Origin of the sequence: Streptomyces sp. NPDC008150 (assembly GCF_042956945.1) — a bacterium.
GTDB lineage: Bacteria > Actinomycetota > Actinomycetes > Streptomycetales > Streptomycetaceae > Streptomyces.
The window spans coordinates 412327-425798 of the sequence record NZ_JBIBHJ010000004.1 but is presented as its reverse complement, the minus strand read 5'-3'; the positions used below and the strand labels follow the sequence as shown (position 1 = coordinate 425798).

Annotated in this window: 13 protein-coding genes; 8 read left to right on the top strand and 5 right to left on the bottom strand. The window is 73.4% G+C overall.

Features of this window, described 5'->3' with window-relative positions; all coding sequences use genetic code 11:
* Positions 1-308 precede the first annotated feature (308 nt).
* On the top strand, positions 309-1052 hold the full coding sequence (locus ACFZA0_RS13630; protein WP_391015129.1) for a phosphotransferase: 744 nt from the start codon (positions 309-311) through the stop codon (positions 1050-1052).
* 16 nt (positions 1053-1068) lie between these two features.
* On the opposite strand, the gene ACFZA0_RS13625 is transcribed toward ACFZA0_RS13630, so the two are convergent.
* Both ACFZA0_RS13625 and ACFZA0_RS13620 read right to left on the bottom strand, forming a co-directional pair.
* Positions 1069-2958 (bottom strand): ABC transporter transmembrane domain-containing protein, encoded by a 1890-nt coding sequence (locus ACFZA0_RS13625; protein WP_391015128.1) that lies wholly within the window; start codon positions 2956-2958, stop codon positions 1069-1071.
* Positions 2955-4964, bottom strand: a complete 2010-nt coding sequence (locus ACFZA0_RS13620; protein WP_391015125.1) for an ABC transporter transmembrane domain-containing protein — start codon at positions 4962-4964, stop codon at positions 2955-2957. The genes ACFZA0_RS13625 and ACFZA0_RS13620 overlap by 4 nt, the downstream gene beginning before the upstream one ends.
* 54 nt (positions 4965-5018) lie before the next feature.
* On the opposite strand from ACFZA0_RS13620, the gene ACFZA0_RS13615 reads away from it, so the two are divergent.
* Entirely contained in the window at positions 5019-5813 is a 795-nt protein-coding gene (locus ACFZA0_RS13615) for a helix-turn-helix domain-containing protein (protein ID WP_391015122.1), read from the top strand.
* A 125-nt stretch (positions 5814-5938) separates the two neighbouring features.
* On the opposite strand, the gene ACFZA0_RS13610 is transcribed toward ACFZA0_RS13615, so the two are convergent.
* Together ACFZA0_RS13610 and phoU are read right to left on the bottom strand one after the other, a co-directional pair.
* A complete protein-coding gene (locus ACFZA0_RS13610; protein WP_391015119.1) occupies positions 5939-6094 on the bottom strand; it encodes a hypothetical protein in 156 nt (51 codons plus the stop codon).
* A 179-nt stretch (positions 6095-6273) separates the two neighbouring features.
* Positions 6274-6966, bottom strand: a complete 693-nt coding sequence (gene phoU / locus ACFZA0_RS13605; protein ID WP_391015116.1) for a phosphate signaling complex protein PhoU — start codon at positions 6964-6966, stop codon at positions 6274-6276.
* A 224-nt stretch (positions 6967-7190) separates the two neighbouring features.
* On the opposite strand from phoU, the gene ACFZA0_RS13600 reads away from it, so the two are divergent.
* Entirely contained in the window at positions 7191-8504 is a 1314-nt protein-coding gene (locus tag ACFZA0_RS13600) for an ATP-binding protein (RefSeq protein WP_391015114.1), read from the top strand.
* Entirely contained in the window at positions 8501-9181 is a 681-nt protein-coding gene (locus tag ACFZA0_RS13595; RefSeq protein ID WP_010358452.1) for a response regulator transcription factor, read from the top strand. The genes ACFZA0_RS13600 and ACFZA0_RS13595 overlap by 4 nt, the downstream gene beginning before the upstream one ends.
* A 129-nt stretch (positions 9182-9310) precedes the next feature.
* Here ACFZA0_RS13595 and ACFZA0_RS13590 read toward each other — a convergent pair whose 3' ends face one another.
* Positions 9311-9958 carry a DUF461 domain-containing protein gene (locus ACFZA0_RS13590; RefSeq protein ID WP_391015112.1) on the bottom strand — a complete coding sequence of 216 codons (648 nt, stop codon included), beginning with the start codon at positions 9956-9958 and terminating at the stop codon, positions 9311-9313.
* 679 nt (positions 9959-10637) lie between these two features.
* Between ACFZA0_RS13590 and ACFZA0_RS13585 the strand changes: the two genes are divergently transcribed.
* The 4 genes from ACFZA0_RS13585 (at position 10638) to ACFZA0_RS13570 (ending at position 13468) form a co-directional block, all read left to right on the top strand.
* The gene (locus ACFZA0_RS13585) at positions 10638-11120 is read left to right on the top strand and encodes a CarD family transcriptional regulator (RefSeq protein WP_003953493.1); all 483 of its coding nucleotides are present in this window, start codon (positions 10638-10640) and stop codon (positions 11118-11120) included.
* Positions 11121-11591: 471 nt separating this feature from the next.
* Positions 11592-12410: a 2-C-methyl-D-erythritol 4-phosphate cytidylyltransferase gene (gene ispD, locus ACFZA0_RS13580; RefSeq protein ID WP_391015109.1), complete on the top strand. Its 819-nt coding sequence runs from the start codon at positions 11592-11594 to the stop codon at positions 12408-12410.
* Positions 12400-12909, top strand: coding sequence for a 2-C-methyl-D-erythritol 2,4-cyclodiphosphate synthase (gene ispF / locus ACFZA0_RS13575; RefSeq protein ID WP_391015106.1), 510 nt, complete (start codon positions 12400-12402; stop codon positions 12907-12909). Before ispD ends, ispF begins: the two co-directional genes overlap by 11 nt.
* A gap of 154 nt (positions 12910-13063) precedes the next feature.
* Complete coding sequence (locus ACFZA0_RS13570) at positions 13064-13468, top strand: TIGR03618 family F420-dependent PPOX class oxidoreductase (protein ID WP_391015103.1); 405 nt, start codon at positions 13064-13066, stop codon at positions 13466-13468.
* Positions 13469-13472 lie beyond the last annotated feature (4 nt).

Below are 13472 nucleotides of genomic sequence, written 5' to 3'. Positions count from 1 at the left end.
ATGTCCCTGCCCCGCCCTGCCCTGCCAGGGCGCGGGGGCCCAAGAATGCCCGAAAGTACGGGTGCGTGACGGCCTCGGGGGGTTCAATGTCGTTCAACTCACTTCAGGACCATTGGGGTTGATCATGCCCATGTGCCCCGAGTGGTCCAAGTGGGTCATGCGGAGTGAGTCGGGTCGGGCGCGACGGATAGCCCAGTCGGTGTGTTCCGGCTCCTGTCGCCGCACTCAACCCCCGTCGGACCGGCGCCAGGTCGTCCTGGCGCCGAAAACGGTTCGCCGTCCGTCCGTGCGGCGGGGAGGCTGTGCGCATGCTCTACTCCGGACCTCCGACCGCCCCCGTGCCCGTCCCGCCGCGTATCGCCGCCCTGGCCGGGGGCCGGCCGCTCGTCCCCGTGTGGGAGAACGAGTCCGGTGGCCTCACCTTCCGGATCGGGGAGGGGGAGGAGACGCTGTTCGCCAAGTGGGCCGCCGCCGGATCCGGCCCCGACCTCGCCGCCGAGGCCGAACGCCTCGTGTGGGCGGCGCCCTTCACGCCGGTGCCGCGGGTCTTGGAGCACGGGAGCGACGCGGACGGATCCTGGCTCGTCACCGCCGGGCTGCCCGGCGAGAACGCGGTGAGCCCACGATGGCGTGCCGACCCGGGCGGCGCCGTGCGGGCCCTGGGGGAGGGGCTTCGGGCGTTGCACGATCAACTCCCGGCCGCGGGATGCCCGTTCAGCTGGTCCGTCCCCGACCGCGTCGAGCGTGCCCGGCGGGAGGGCGTCGACGTGCCGGACGGTCTGCTGCAACCCCCGCCCGTGGAACGCCTCGTGGTGTGCCACGGGGACGCGTGCGCGCCCAACACCCTGCTCGCCGACGACGGTTCGTGGTCGGCCCACGTCGATCTCGGCAGCCTCGGTCTCGCCGACCGGTGGGCGGACCTCGCGGTGGCCTCGGCGAACACCGTGGGCAACTACGGGCCCGGCTGGGAGGACGCACTGCTGGAGGCGTACGGGGTCACTCCCGACAGGCAACGCCTCGCCTACTACCGGTCGTTGTGGAGGGCCACGTAGTCCCGCAGCCGCACGGTCACCCCGACCACGCCCGCCACAGCGCCGCGTAGGTCTCGTCGCCCGCGAGGAGTTCCGCGTGGGTGCCCGTCGCGCGGATCGCGCCGTCGGACAGCAGTACCACCCGGTCGGCGGCCACCGCCTGGGAGAGGCGGTGGGCGACGACCAGCGCGGTGCGGCCGGCCAGTACGCGGTCCACCGCGGCCTCCAGGCGCGCGGCGGCGGCGCTTCCCGCGTCCGCCCCGGCCTCGTCCAGGATCGCCAGGCCGGGCGCGGCGAGGGCCAGCCGGGCGAGCGCGATGTGCTGCGCGTCGGCCGCCGTGACCGGGGCGCCGCCCGGCCCGAGCCGGGTGTCCAGGCCCGCCGCGAACGCGGGCCGGTCCAGGTCGAGCCCCGCCAGGCCGAGAGCGGCGCGCAGCCGTTCGTCGTCGGCGTCCGGCGCGACGAGCCGCAGGTCCTCGGCGAGCGAGCCGGCGAACAGGTGGCCCCGCTGCTCCAGCAGCAGGACGCGTGCGGAGTCCGCGGCCCGGCCGTCCGCTCCGGTCAGGGTGACGCTGCCGTCCGTCGGCGCGAGGAACCCCGCGACCAGCCGGGCGAGCGTGCTCTTGCCGGCACCGCTCGGTCCCACGACCGCGACGCGTTCACCGGGCCGTATGCGCAGGTCGATGCCGCGCAACGCCTCCCGGTGCGGGCCGTGACGGGCGTGCACCCCGGCCAGTACGACGCCGACGGGCACGCCGGCCGGGACGGCGGCGACCGCGTCCGTGCCCTGCTTCTCGTCCGGGTTCTCGTTCGGGCCCCCCAGGCTCGCCAGCCCGACCACCCGGGTGAGGCTGGACGCGGCCTGCTGCACGGTGTCGAAGAGGCCGAGGACCGTGTTGACCGGATCGAACAGGCGGCTGAAGAACAACGCGGCCGTCGTCGCCGCGCCCACCGAGATCGTGTCGTCGCGCACCAGCAGGAAGCCGATGGCCAGGATCGCCGCCAGCCCGGCGAACTCGGCGACGTTCAGGCGCCCGGAGAAGCGTGTCCCGAGGCGGACCGCGCCGTACTCGACGTCCCGTGCCGCCGCGGACGCCTCCGCCACCTCGGCCAGGGCGAGGCGCTCGCGGCGCAGCGCGCGGTTCGCGACGGCACCGTGCACGGCCGTCAACAGGCGCTGCGTACGGGTGCTTTCGGCGATGCGGGCGGCAGCGTAGACGGGTGACGAGGTGCGCAGGTACCAGCGCAGGGCGATCACCTGGATCGGTACCACCAGCAGTGCCACGGGGGCGAACCGCCAGTCCAGGGTGGCCAGTCCGCCGAAGGTCAGCACGATGGTGAGCGCCGCCGACACGAACGACGTCAGCGTGCCCGAGGCCGCGTCCGAGAGGCGGTCGACGTCGTCGGTGAGGCGCGCGACCACGTCGCCCGAACCGACCCTTTCGACCAGGGCGGCGTCGCCGTCGAGGGCCGCGGTGAAGGCCCGTTCGCGCAGCCGGGCGAGGGCCGGTTCGGTGAGCCGGACGCTGAGCGACGCCGAGGCGTACGCCGTGAGCGCCGCGACGACGGCCGCACCGCCGAGCAGACCGACCCCCAACGCCAGCCCACCGCGCGTGCGTTGACCCAATACGACATCGACGACGACGCCGATGCCGATTGGCGGCACCAGCGCGACCAACGCGTCGCACAGCAGGCCGACGACACAGGCGACGCAGAGCAGTGGCCGACGCGCCAACTCCCGGGCGAGGGCGGCGAAGGCGCGCCGCGGCGGGACTCGCGGCAGCAGATCCGCTGCCTTCGCCTGTGTCGGTGCGGCTGGTGCGGCTGGTGCGGCCGGTGCGGTCGGTGTCGTCCGCCGGTCCTCGCGGGGTGCGGGTTCAGGGGCGGGCGTGGGTACTTGCGCGGTGGAGGTGCCGTCGCCGCTCATCGGGTCACCGCCGCCCGGAACTGCGCGTCGGTGCGCAGGAGTTCGGCGTACTCGCCGGTGGCGCGCACGCCGTCCTCGTCGATGACGGTCACCGTGTCGCACGCGGCCAGTGCCGCCGGGCCGGTGGTCACCAGGACGGTGGTCAGCCCGCGGCGCGAGCGTCCGATCCCCGCGACGACGGCCGCCTCGGTGACGGCGTCGAGGGACGAGGTCGGCTCGTGCAGGACCAGCAGCGGGGGCCGTTCCGTCAACAGCCGGGCCAGGGCGAGGCGTTGGCGCTCCCCGCCGGAGAGGGACGCGCCGTGCTCGGTGAGGCGTGAGGCGTGGCCTTCGGGGAGGCGGTCGACGACGTCGAGCGCCGCCGCGTCGGCCAAGGCCTCCCGCTGCGCCAAGGCGCGTCCCCCGCCCAGGAGTTCGCCGACCGTGAGTCCCGGCGGAAGCGCGCCCTGCGGCCAGACGAGCAGGTCGCCTCGGCGTTCGTCCGGCGGGAGGGTGGCCAGGTCACGAGGGCCGTCGGTGTCCACGAGACGCACGCGGCCGGACGTGGGGGCCGTCTCGCCGCCGAGCACCGACACCAGCGTCTCCGCCGCCCCGGGGGAGAGCACCGCGACACCCGCGGTCGTACCGGCCTCCACCCGCAGGCTCACCTCGGGCATGCCCGGCGCCCGCAGCCGCTCCACGCACAGCCCGGGCGCGACCACGGACGACGGACCGCCCCCGGTCCCGATCCCGGCCGCGGTCCCTGGCCCCGCCCCGACCGGGTCCCGGCCATCGGGCCGACCCGGCTCCCCGCCGACGGCCGGGCGGTAGCTCGAAGCAGTCTCGCTCTGCGGCACTTGGCCGCCGACGGACACTCGGCCGTTGCCCGCCGCCCCGGCGCCGAGCGGCATTCCGCCACCCTCCCGTACTCGACCGCCGCCCGGCACCGCGCCGGTGTCCGCTGCCCCGCCGTGCCCCGGCACCGCGCCGTGCCCCGGCACTCCGCCGCCCCCCAGTACCGCGCCGCTCCCCAGCAGCGCTCGTACCCGCAGGGCGGACGCGCGGCCGCGGGCCAGGGCCGGCCAGGCCGCCGCCACCGACTGGAGCGGGCCCAGGACGAACTGGCTCAGGCCCAGGACCGCGATGACGTCCCCCGCCTCGAACGCGCCGCGCAGCGACAGTTCCGCGCAGGTCCACGCCACGACCGTCAGGTAGCAGCCGACCGCGAGCGCGGTGATGGCGTCGACCGTGCCCACGGCCTGTGCCGCGCGCACCGCGTGCCCGGCGGCGTCCCGGCTGCTGTGCCGGTAGCGCCGGGCCGCCGCGGGTCCCGCGCGCAGTCCGGCCAGGACCCGCAGTCCCGCCACCAGGTCCGAGGCGAGTGCCGCCGTCCGCGCGGTGGCCCGCTGTTCCGCGTCGCTGCGCGCGCCCACGGGCCCGCTGAGCCGGGCGACGGTGACGAGGACGAGGACCGCGCCGCACAGCACCACCGCGCCGAGTGTCCAGGAGACGTGGGCCACGAGCCCGACCGTGCCGGCCAGGACGACGGCGCCGGCGAAGGAGGACAGCAGCGTGCGGACGGTCTCGCCCACCCGGCGGGCGTCGGAGACGGCCACGGTGAGCAGGTCACCGGGTTCGCGCCGTACGGTCATGCCCCGCCCGTCGAGGACGCGCGCGACGACGAGCACGCGCAGGCTGTGCGCGACGCCCAGCCGGACCCGGGCGGCCCGGCGCGCACCGAACCGCCAGCACAGCGAGAGCAGCGCGAAGTCGGCGGCGAGCACCACGAGCCAGAGCAGCAGGCGCCCGGCGTCGGAGTGGACCAGCGCGTCGTCGACGGCGGCCCCGATCACCACCGGGACCGCGGCCTCCCCGAGCTGGTGCCCGGAGAGCAGGACGGCCGCCGCGGCGACGGACCGCCGCTCCCCCCGCACCGCCCCGCGCACCGGATCGGCCACCGGGCCCTCGCCGGGCGGCACGACGGAAGGCCGGGTCACGGCCGGTTGTACGGACTGCGGCTGCTGCACTCCGCTGACGCTAGCCGGAGGGTCCGCGGCATGTTCGATGTACGGTGCCGACTTATGTCGCCAGTCCGCCAATCCCCGTCCGCGATCGTGCTGTACGACCTCCCGCTCGCCGCGGGCGAGGGCTTCGGGCAGCACGCGCACGACGACAACCAGCTCGCCTGGGTGCGGGACGGCGTCCTCATGGTGACGATCGGGACCCGGCACTGGATGCTGCCGCCGACCCTCGCGCTGTGGATCCCGGCCGGCGTCCCGCACGCCTCCACGGCGGCCCGCAGCGCCGCCGCAATGCAGGGCATCTACCTCCCGGCGCACGCGCTGCCCGACTGGACGGCCCCCACGGTCGTCGCGGTCGGGCCGCTGCTGCGGGAGCTGATCGACTTCCTGTGCGGCGCGGACGTACCGGACGGGGCCCGTGCGCGCGCGGAGGCGCTGGTGCCCGAACTGCTGCGGCCCGTGCGGACGTTCACGATCGACGTGCCGATGCCCCGCGACGAGCGCGCCGTGCGCATCGCCCGCGCCCTCGCCGAGGACCCCGGTGACGAACGGGACCTCCACGCGTGGGGCCGCACGGTGGGGGCCAGCACCCGTACCCTCACGCGGATCTTCGCGGGGGAGACCGGCATGGGGTTCCAGCGCTGGCGGTCCCGGCTGCGGCTGCGCGCCTCGCTGGCTTACCTGGCCGGGGGCGAGTCGGTGAGCCGGACCGCCGCCCTGGTCGGCTTCGCCTCCGCGAGCTCGTTCGTCGCCGCCTTCCGGCAGCTGACCGGGGTCACCCCCGGCGCGTACTTCGCGCAGCTCGACGGAGCGACGCCGGTGACCGGGACCGGGGTCGGGGCCGCCACCTCCTGAAGGGCGGGCACGGTCCGGCGTCCGGACGGCCGGGAGGCCCGCCGGGGACCGGCCTCCCGGCCGGCCCGGCGGGCCTCCACCGCCCGGAGTCATGCGTACCGCGTCCTACGCGTGGGGCTCCCGCGTCAGCCGCACTGGCACGGATTGCCCGACTGGCAGCCGCAGCCGCAGCCGGAACCGCAGCCGCACGAGCCGAAGAGCGGCAGGCTCCTGACGGCCACGGGCTGTTCGGTCGGGCGTTCCTGCGTGGGATCGGGCGTCGGGCTCGGGGTGTCGGCCATGGGTCCTCCTCAAGGTCCGCAGGGCGGGTGCCTGTTGCCTATTGGATGCCCAGGGGTGCGGGCGCATCAACGGCGCACTGTGGCTCGCTCGCGCGCTCCGCCCGTCCCCCCGGGAACCGCCCCGCGGCGGCGGCCGTCCGCCGCGCCGCTTCGTCCTCCCGGTCCGCCTCGCGGGTCCGTCAGGCCCCTTCGACCCCGGCCACCGGGGGGATGTTCTCCGGCTGGATGTCGTCGGCGTGCTCGCCCGTCACCAGGTAGACGACCCGCTTGGCGACCGACACCGCGTGGTCCGCGAAGCGCTCGTAGTAGCGGCCGAGCAGGGTCACGTCGACGGCGGTCTCGATGCCGTGCTTCCAGCGGTCGTCCAGCAGGTGCTGGAAGAGGGTGCGGTGCAGCAGGTCCATCTCGTCGTCGTCCTGCTCCAGCTGGAGCGCCAGGTCGACGTCCTTGGTGATGACGACCTCGGCCGCCTTCGCCATCAGGCGCTGGGCGAGCTGGCCCATCTCCAGGATGGTGGCGTGCAGGTCGTGCGGGACCGCGGTCTCCGGGTAGCGCAGCCGGGCCAGCTTGGCCACGTGCTGGGCGAGGTCGCCCGAGCGCTCCAGGTCGGCGGACATCCGCAGCGACGTGACGACTATGCGCAGGTCGGTGGCGACCGGCTGCTGCCTGGCCAGCAGGGTGATCGCCTGGGCCTCCAGGTCGTGCTGGATCTCGTCGACCCGCTTGTCGGCCTCGATGACGCTTTCGGCCACCTTGAGATCGGCATCGAGGATGGCCGTCGTGGCGCGCCCGATGGCCGACCCGACCAGCCGGGCCATCTCCACCAGCCTGTCGCCGATCGAGTCCAGTTCCTCGTGGTACGCGTCCCGCATCAGGGTTCCCTCTCGTACGGTCGTCTTTAGGGGGTTCCGGGGGCCGGGCCCGTCACCAGACCGGTCCGCGCACCCCCACGGTCCCACGTTCTTGCCCGTACGCGTCGTTTTCCGCCACCTCAAATGAACCACTACTGGCTCCAAGGTGAACTCTGGGCGACGAGTGTCCAAGCTCGCACCTCCGTGCCTGTGGCCAGGACGTATCGCATGCCTAACCTGGTCACATGGACGTGAACGCGGCAGTCGCCGCAGCGGCGGCGGTCGCCGGGGTGCTCACCGGTGTCATCGCCGCTCTGGCGTTCCGCTGGAGCGAGCGGGAACAGAAGCGCCCCACCCGCTCATCCCTGCACACCGACGCGGTACTCCCTCCCGGTGTGGACACCGTCCTGTCGGTGCTGCGCTCCTCGGCCGTCGTCCTCGACGAAGCGGACGCCGTGGTCAAGGCCAGCTCCGCCGCGTACGCCCTCGGGCTGGTCCGCGGCGGGAAGCTCGCCGTGGAACCGATGCTCCAGATGGCCCGGGACACGCGCAGGGACGGCGAGATACGCCAGGTCGAGCTCGACCTGCCGCGCCGCGGCACCGGCCGCGGCGACGCCCTCGCGGTCTCCGCCCGGGTCGCCCCGCTCGGCTCCCGCCTGGTCCTGCTGCTCGTGGAGGACCTGACGGAGGCCCGGCGCATCGAGGCGGTACGACGCGACTTCGTCGCGAACGTGAGCCACGAGCTGAAGACTCCCGTCGGGGCGCTCTCGCTGCTCTCCGAGGCTGTCATGGACGCATCGGACGACCCGGAGGCGGTGGAGCGCTTCGCGGGCCGCATGCAGATCGAGGCGACCCGCCTGACCAACCTGGTCCAGGAGCTCATCGACCTCTCCCGGGTGCAGAACGACGACCCGCTGGAGGACGCGGAGCCGGTCCGGGTCGACGAACTGGTCGCCGAGGCCGTCGACCGCTGCCGGCAGGCCGCCGGCAGCAAGCAGATCACCATGGCCTCGAACGTCTGGTCGCCCGGCGGCACCGAACCGGGCGGCGAAGGGCACCGCGCCGACGGCGCGGTGCACCTCAACGTCTGGGGCAACCGGGGCCAGCTCGCCGCCGCTCTCGGCAACCTCGTCGAGAACGCCGTCAACTACTCGCCCGCCCGTACGCGCGTGGGCATAGCCGCCCGCCGGGTCTCCGTGACCGGCGGGAGCCTCATCGAGATAGCCGTCACCGACCAGGGGATCGGCATCTCCGAAAAGGACAAGGAGCGCGTCTTCGAGCGCTTCTACCGGGTCGACCCGGCCCGGTCCCGTGCCACGGGTGGTACGGGACTCGGGCTCGCGATCGTCAAGCATGTGGCCGCCTCGCACGGCGGGGAGGTCACGGTGTGGAGCGCCGAGGGACAGGGCTCCACGTTCACCCTGCGGCTGCCGGAGGCGGGCGCGGCCCGTGACCGCGCACAACCGCACCCGGCTCTCGACGACGAGACCGGACAGTCCAGCCCGTCCAGTTCGGCATCCCGCCACGAACCGTTTCCCGCCCCGGAGGTCCTTCCGTGACCCGAGTGCTCGTCGTCGAGGACGAGGAGTCCTTCTCCGACGCCCTGTCGTACATGCTCCGCAAGGAGGGCTTCGAGGTCGCCGTCGCGGCCACCGGCCCCGACGGACTCGACGAGTTCGAGCGCAATGGCGCCGACCTCGTCCTCCTCGACCTGATGCTGCCCGGCCTGCCGGGCACGGAGGTGTGCCGTCAGCTGCGCGGCCGCTCCAACGTCCCGGTGATCATGGTCACCGCCAAGGACAGCGAGATCGACAAGGTGGTCGGCCTGGAGATAGGGGCCGACGACTACGTGACCAAGCCCTTCTCGTCGCGGGAGCTGGTGGCCCGCATCAGAGCCGTCCTGCGCCGCCGCGGCGAGCCGGAGGAGGTCACCCCGGCCGCCCTGGAGGCGGGCCCCGTCCGGATGGACGTGGACCGTCACGTGGTGACCGTGTCCGGCTCCAAGGTCGACCTCCCGCTCAAGGAGTTCGACCTGCTGGAGATGCTGCTGCGCAACGCGGGCCGCGTGCTGACCCGCATGCAGCTCATCGACCGGGTCTGGGGCGCCGACTACGTCGGCGACACCAAGACCCTCGACGTCCACGTCAAGCGCCTGCGCGCGAAGATCGAGCCGGACCCGGGTGCCCCGCGCTACCTGGTGACGGTGCGCGGCCTGGGCTACAAGTTCGAGCCGTAGAGAGCACGCGCGGGCGGTCCGCCCGCGACGGCGCACACGTGAGTGGGGCGGGACCTTCCCGGAAGGTCCCGCCCCACTCGCGTACGGGGTGCTCTCGCGTGGTCCGCGCGTACCCGGCGTTGACCGTCCTTACCGGGCGGTGGCGCTCGCCGTGGCCGAGCCGCTCGGGGTGGCCGAGGCGCTGTCGGACGCGGAGGCCGACGGCGAACCGGACGGCGACGCGGAGCCGGAGGGGCTCTCGGAGGAGCTGGGCGCCGACGGCATCTCGCTGGGGCCCCAGGAGGTGAAGTAGTGCTCGGCGGGCACGACGAACGCGCGCAGGTTCACGGCGCCCGACTTGCTGAACGTGAAGGTGATCCGCTGCGCGTTGCCGTCGTTGACGGCGCTGCGGCTGCTGGGCAGCACGGCGGAGGCGTTGTTCTTGCCGCCGATGACGACGGAACCGTGCGCCGGAACGGTCAGCTTGCCGCCGCCCTTGGCGGGGCTGATCTTCGCGGACTTGCCGGTGCCGTCGACGGTGATCGAGTCGAGGGTCTCGTCGGTGCGGCCGTTGTTGAACACCGTCGCGGAGACCACGGCGGGACCGGTCGACTGGAGGTCGGGCTGGGTGACGACGATGGCGTTCTGGACCTTGACGTTCCCGACCGAGGTCGCCGCGTTGTCCGGCTTGATCTGGTTGGTCTGGGCGTTGTTGCCGGCTCCGCAAGCGGCGAGCGAGACGATCGAGATGGCGATGGCGGCGGCGGCGGGAGCGCCGCGTCGAAGGCTGCTGCTCACGGCGGCGGCAACTCCTTGAACGTGGGCGGAGAAGGGCGACTTCTGTAAAGCCGCCCTAAGTGTCTGTCAGCGGGCTTAGGTTACCGAGCCGTTCGCGCCCCGCCGCACCCGACCCTCCCCAACCACCCGCTGTTCGTCCGCGCGGCGGGGGCCCGTCGGCGCGCACCGGCCGCGGGGTGCCGGGCCCGGGTCCTGTCGGGTCCCGGTGTTCACGGGGATCTCGTGCATCCCTGGAGTCACATTGACCTCGCCGTGGTCCGCCATTCACATAAGTCCCGCCAGTAACAACATCGGTGATCGTCCCGCGCGTTTTCCCCGCGGAATGCGCGGCCGTCCGGAAATTGATCGTCGCAGGCCCCGCGGCCGTCAGTGATCAATTAACGATTCACCCGACATCCGCTCGGCCGGCACCGAACGGAGTAGCGGAAGTCGAGCACATGGAAGGGGACAAATCGGGACGTTAGGCCTCTTGGGGGAGCCCGTGGGGGTGTGTAACGGGCGCGTTTCACTCCCCCCGGACAGCCGCTCCGACCTGCGCATACCTGCTTCCGGGAGCCGCCCGCAGCACGTTCCTGTTGTGGTTGTCAAGCCCCGAGATATGCCCTGACCTGCGAAAACGCCATTCAGAAGATGCAGTTTCCGTGTTACCCTGGATAGCCACGGAAGGGGTACCTGTCACATGACGTTCAAGGTTGGCGACACCGTGGTCTATCCCCATCACGGGGCCGCGCTGATCGAGGCTATCGAAACTCGCCAGATCAAAGGCGTGGACAAGACCTACTTGGTGCTGAAGGTCGCGCAGGGTGACCTGACGGTGCGTGTGCCAGCGGACAATGCGGAGTTCGTCGGTGTGCGTGATGTGGTCGGTCAGGACGGACTGGACCGGGTCTTCGAGGTGCTGCGCGCGCCGTACGCCGAGGAGCCCACGAACTGGTCGCGTCGTTACAAGGCAAATCTCGAGAAGCTCGCCTCCGGCGATGTCATCAAGGTCGCGGAAGTTGTCCGTGACCTGTGGCGTCGTGAGCGCGAGCGCGGACTCTCCGCAGGTGAGAAGCGCATGCTTGCCAAGGCCCGCCAGATCCTGGTGAGCGAGCTCGCTCTCGCGGAGAACACGAACGAGGACAAGGCCGAGGCTCTGCTCGACGAGGTTCTCGCGTCCTGAGACAGGCACTACGCCCGCTCAGCTCAGCAGCACGGTGAATGCCGCGGTGCCCGATGACAGGACTGGTCTCCTGTTGCCGGGCGCTGCGGCATATTCGTGCCCGTACGCCCTCGGGCACCCGCCTGGGAACCCGCCGTCACGCGTCACACCGTAGGCCCCGCCCGCCGGACCCGCACCGGGTTTTCGGCACTCCGGCCGCACGCGCGCACACCGCCGCCCTCGGGGGAGTGCCCCGCGGGGTGGGGATGTGTGGTGGTCGCCGGATCCCGGTGGTCCCCCGGGCCGGCTTCCGATGTGCCGTGTCCTGCTTCGGGTTCCCCGGATTCCGCGGCCCCGGAGCCCCCGATACTGGTGTGCCGGGTCCGGGACGCCTGCTCGACCGGTGTCACGGAAGGGTCCGGTCGAGGCGTCGGCCCCGGCACGCTGTGGCCATACCCAGCTAGGCCGAGCACACAAACCTGACAGGAACCGATGTCTGACGTTTCGCGCACGTCGCCCGCGGGCGACCCCGCACAAGCCCCCGGATCCGCCCCCGCCACCGGTGCCGCCGGTGCGTCAGGGGCCGAAGGTGCCCTGGTCGCGGCAGTGATCCCGGCCGCCGGACGGGGGGTGCGGCTCGGTCCGGGCGCCCCCAAGGCGCTCCGCACGCTCAGCGGCACCCCCATGCTCATCCACGCGGTGCTGGCCATGGCCGCCTCCCGCGCCGTCTCCCTCGTCGTCGTCGTGGCACCGCCCGACGGTGCCGCCGAGGTCCGGACGCTGCTGGACGCGTACGCCCTGCCCGACCGCACCGAGTTCGTCGTCGTGCCCGGCGGTGCCACCCGCCAGGAGTCCGTGAAGCTCGGTCTGGACGCGCTGCCGCCGGGTCACGCCGTCGTGCTGGTGCACGACGCGGCCCGGCCGCTGGTGCCCGTCGACACGGTGGACGCGGTGATCGACGCGGTCCGCGACGGCGCCCCCGCCGTGGTGCCCGCGCTGCCGCTCGCCGACACCGTGAAGCAGGTCCGGCCGGCCGCCGTCCCCGGGGAGCCGGAGCCCGTGGTCGGCACCCCGGTCCGGGCGCTGCTGCGGGCCGTGCAGACACCGCAGGGCTTCGACCGCGCGACCCTCGTACGGGCGCACGACACGGTGACGGACGACGTCACCGACGACGCCAGCATGGTCGAGCAGCTCGGCCTGCAGGTCGTGGTCGTGCCCGGTCACGAGGAGGCGTTCAAGGTGACCCGTCCGCTGGACCTCGTCCTCGCCGAGGCGGTCCTGGCCCGCAGGAGGCTCAACGATGGCTTCTGAGAACGCCGCCGGCGGACCGCCGCCGCTGCCGCAGGTCGGGATCGGGACCGACATCCACGCCTTCGAGGACGGCCGCGAGCTGTGGTGCGCCGGTCTGAAGTGGGAGGACGAGGGGCCCGGTCTGGCCGGGCACTCCGACGCCGACGTCGTCGCGCACGCCGCCTGCAACGCGCTGTTCTCCGCCGCCGGCCTCGGCGACCTCGGGCAGCACTTCGGCACCGGCCGGCCCGAGTGGTCGGGTGCCTCCGGGGTGACCCTGCTGACCGAGGCCGCGCGGATCGTGCGTGCCGCCGGGTTCCGGATCGGCAACGTCGCCGTGCAGGTCGTCGGGGCGCGCCCCAAGGTCGGCAAGCGGCGCGACGAGGCGCAGAAGATCCTCTCCGAGGCGGCCGGCGCGCCGGTCTCCGTGTCCGGCGCCACCACCGACGGCCTCGGTTTCCCCGGCCGCGGCGAGGGCCTGATGGCCGTCGCGACGGCGCTTGTGGTGCGCACCGGCTGACCCGCCGCGCGGTACGCGCCCCCCGGTGCCCGCACGCGCCCTCCCGGGGGCGCGCCGGAGCGTTCGCGGGGGCGCGTCGCCGTGGTGCGGGTGAGGCGGGGGCGTGCGAGGGTACCCGCGAACCGACCCGTGACCAGGCCCGGAGGATTGCGCCATGTCTGCCGTACTGTCCGACCGTCTCAAGACCCTGCTCGACGGCCCCGCCTTCATCGTCGTGGGCACGATCCAGCCCGACGGCAGCCCGCAGATGTCCCCGGTGTGGGTGAAGCGGGACGGGGAGGACGTGCTGTTCTCCACCACCGTGGACCGCCGCAAGGAGAAGAACCTCGCCCGCGATCCCCGCGTGAGCGTCGTCGTGCAGGACCCGGACAACCCGTACCTGTACGCGGAGATGCGGGGCACGGCCGAGATGACGACCGAGGGCGGCCAGGAACTCATCGACGAGCTCGCCGTCAAGTACACCGGCAAGAAGTACGCCGAGTTCAACCCGTCCTCGTCCGAGGACGGCGAGCGGGTCGTCGTGCGCGTCGTCGTCCGCAAGGTCGTCGGGCGGGTCTGAGGGG

Bases quoted from the DNA above. Each gene is read 5' to 3' on its own strand.
- ACFZA0_RS13630 (WP_391015129.1), top strand. From the start codon at position 309: ATGCTCTACTCCGGACCTCCGACCGCCCCCGTGCCCGTCCCGCCGCGT.
- ACFZA0_RS13625 (WP_391015128.1), bottom strand. From the start codon at position 2,958: ATGAGCGGCGACGGCACCTCCACCGCGCAAGTACCCACGCCCGCCCCT.
- ACFZA0_RS13615 (WP_391015122.1), top strand. From the start codon at position 5,019: ATGTCGCCAGTCCGCCAATCCCCGTCCGCGATCGTGCTGTACGACCTC.
- ACFZA0_RS13610 (WP_391015119.1), bottom strand. From the start codon at position 6,094: ATGGCCGACACCCCGAGCCCGACGCCCGATCCCACGCAGGAACGCCCG.
- phoU (WP_391015116.1), bottom strand. From the start codon at position 6,966: ATGCGGGACGCGTACCACGAGGAACTGGACTCGATCGGCGACAGGCTG.
- ACFZA0_RS13600 (WP_391015114.1), top strand. From the start codon at position 7,191: ATGGACGTGAACGCGGCAGTCGCCGCAGCGGCGGCGGTCGCCGGGGTG.
- ACFZA0_RS13585 (WP_003953493.1), top strand. From the start codon at position 10,638: ATGACGTTCAAGGTTGGCGACACCGTGGTCTATCCCCATCACGGGGCC.
- ispD (WP_391015109.1), top strand. From the start codon at position 11,592: ATGTCTGACGTTTCGCGCACGTCGCCCGCGGGCGACCCCGCACAAGCC.
- ispF (WP_391015106.1), top strand. From the start codon at position 12,400: ATGGCTTCTGAGAACGCCGCCGGCGGACCGCCGCCGCTGCCGCAGGTC.
- ACFZA0_RS13570 (WP_391015103.1), top strand. From the start codon at position 13,064: ATGTCTGCCGTACTGTCCGACCGTCTCAAGACCCTGCTCGACGGCCCC.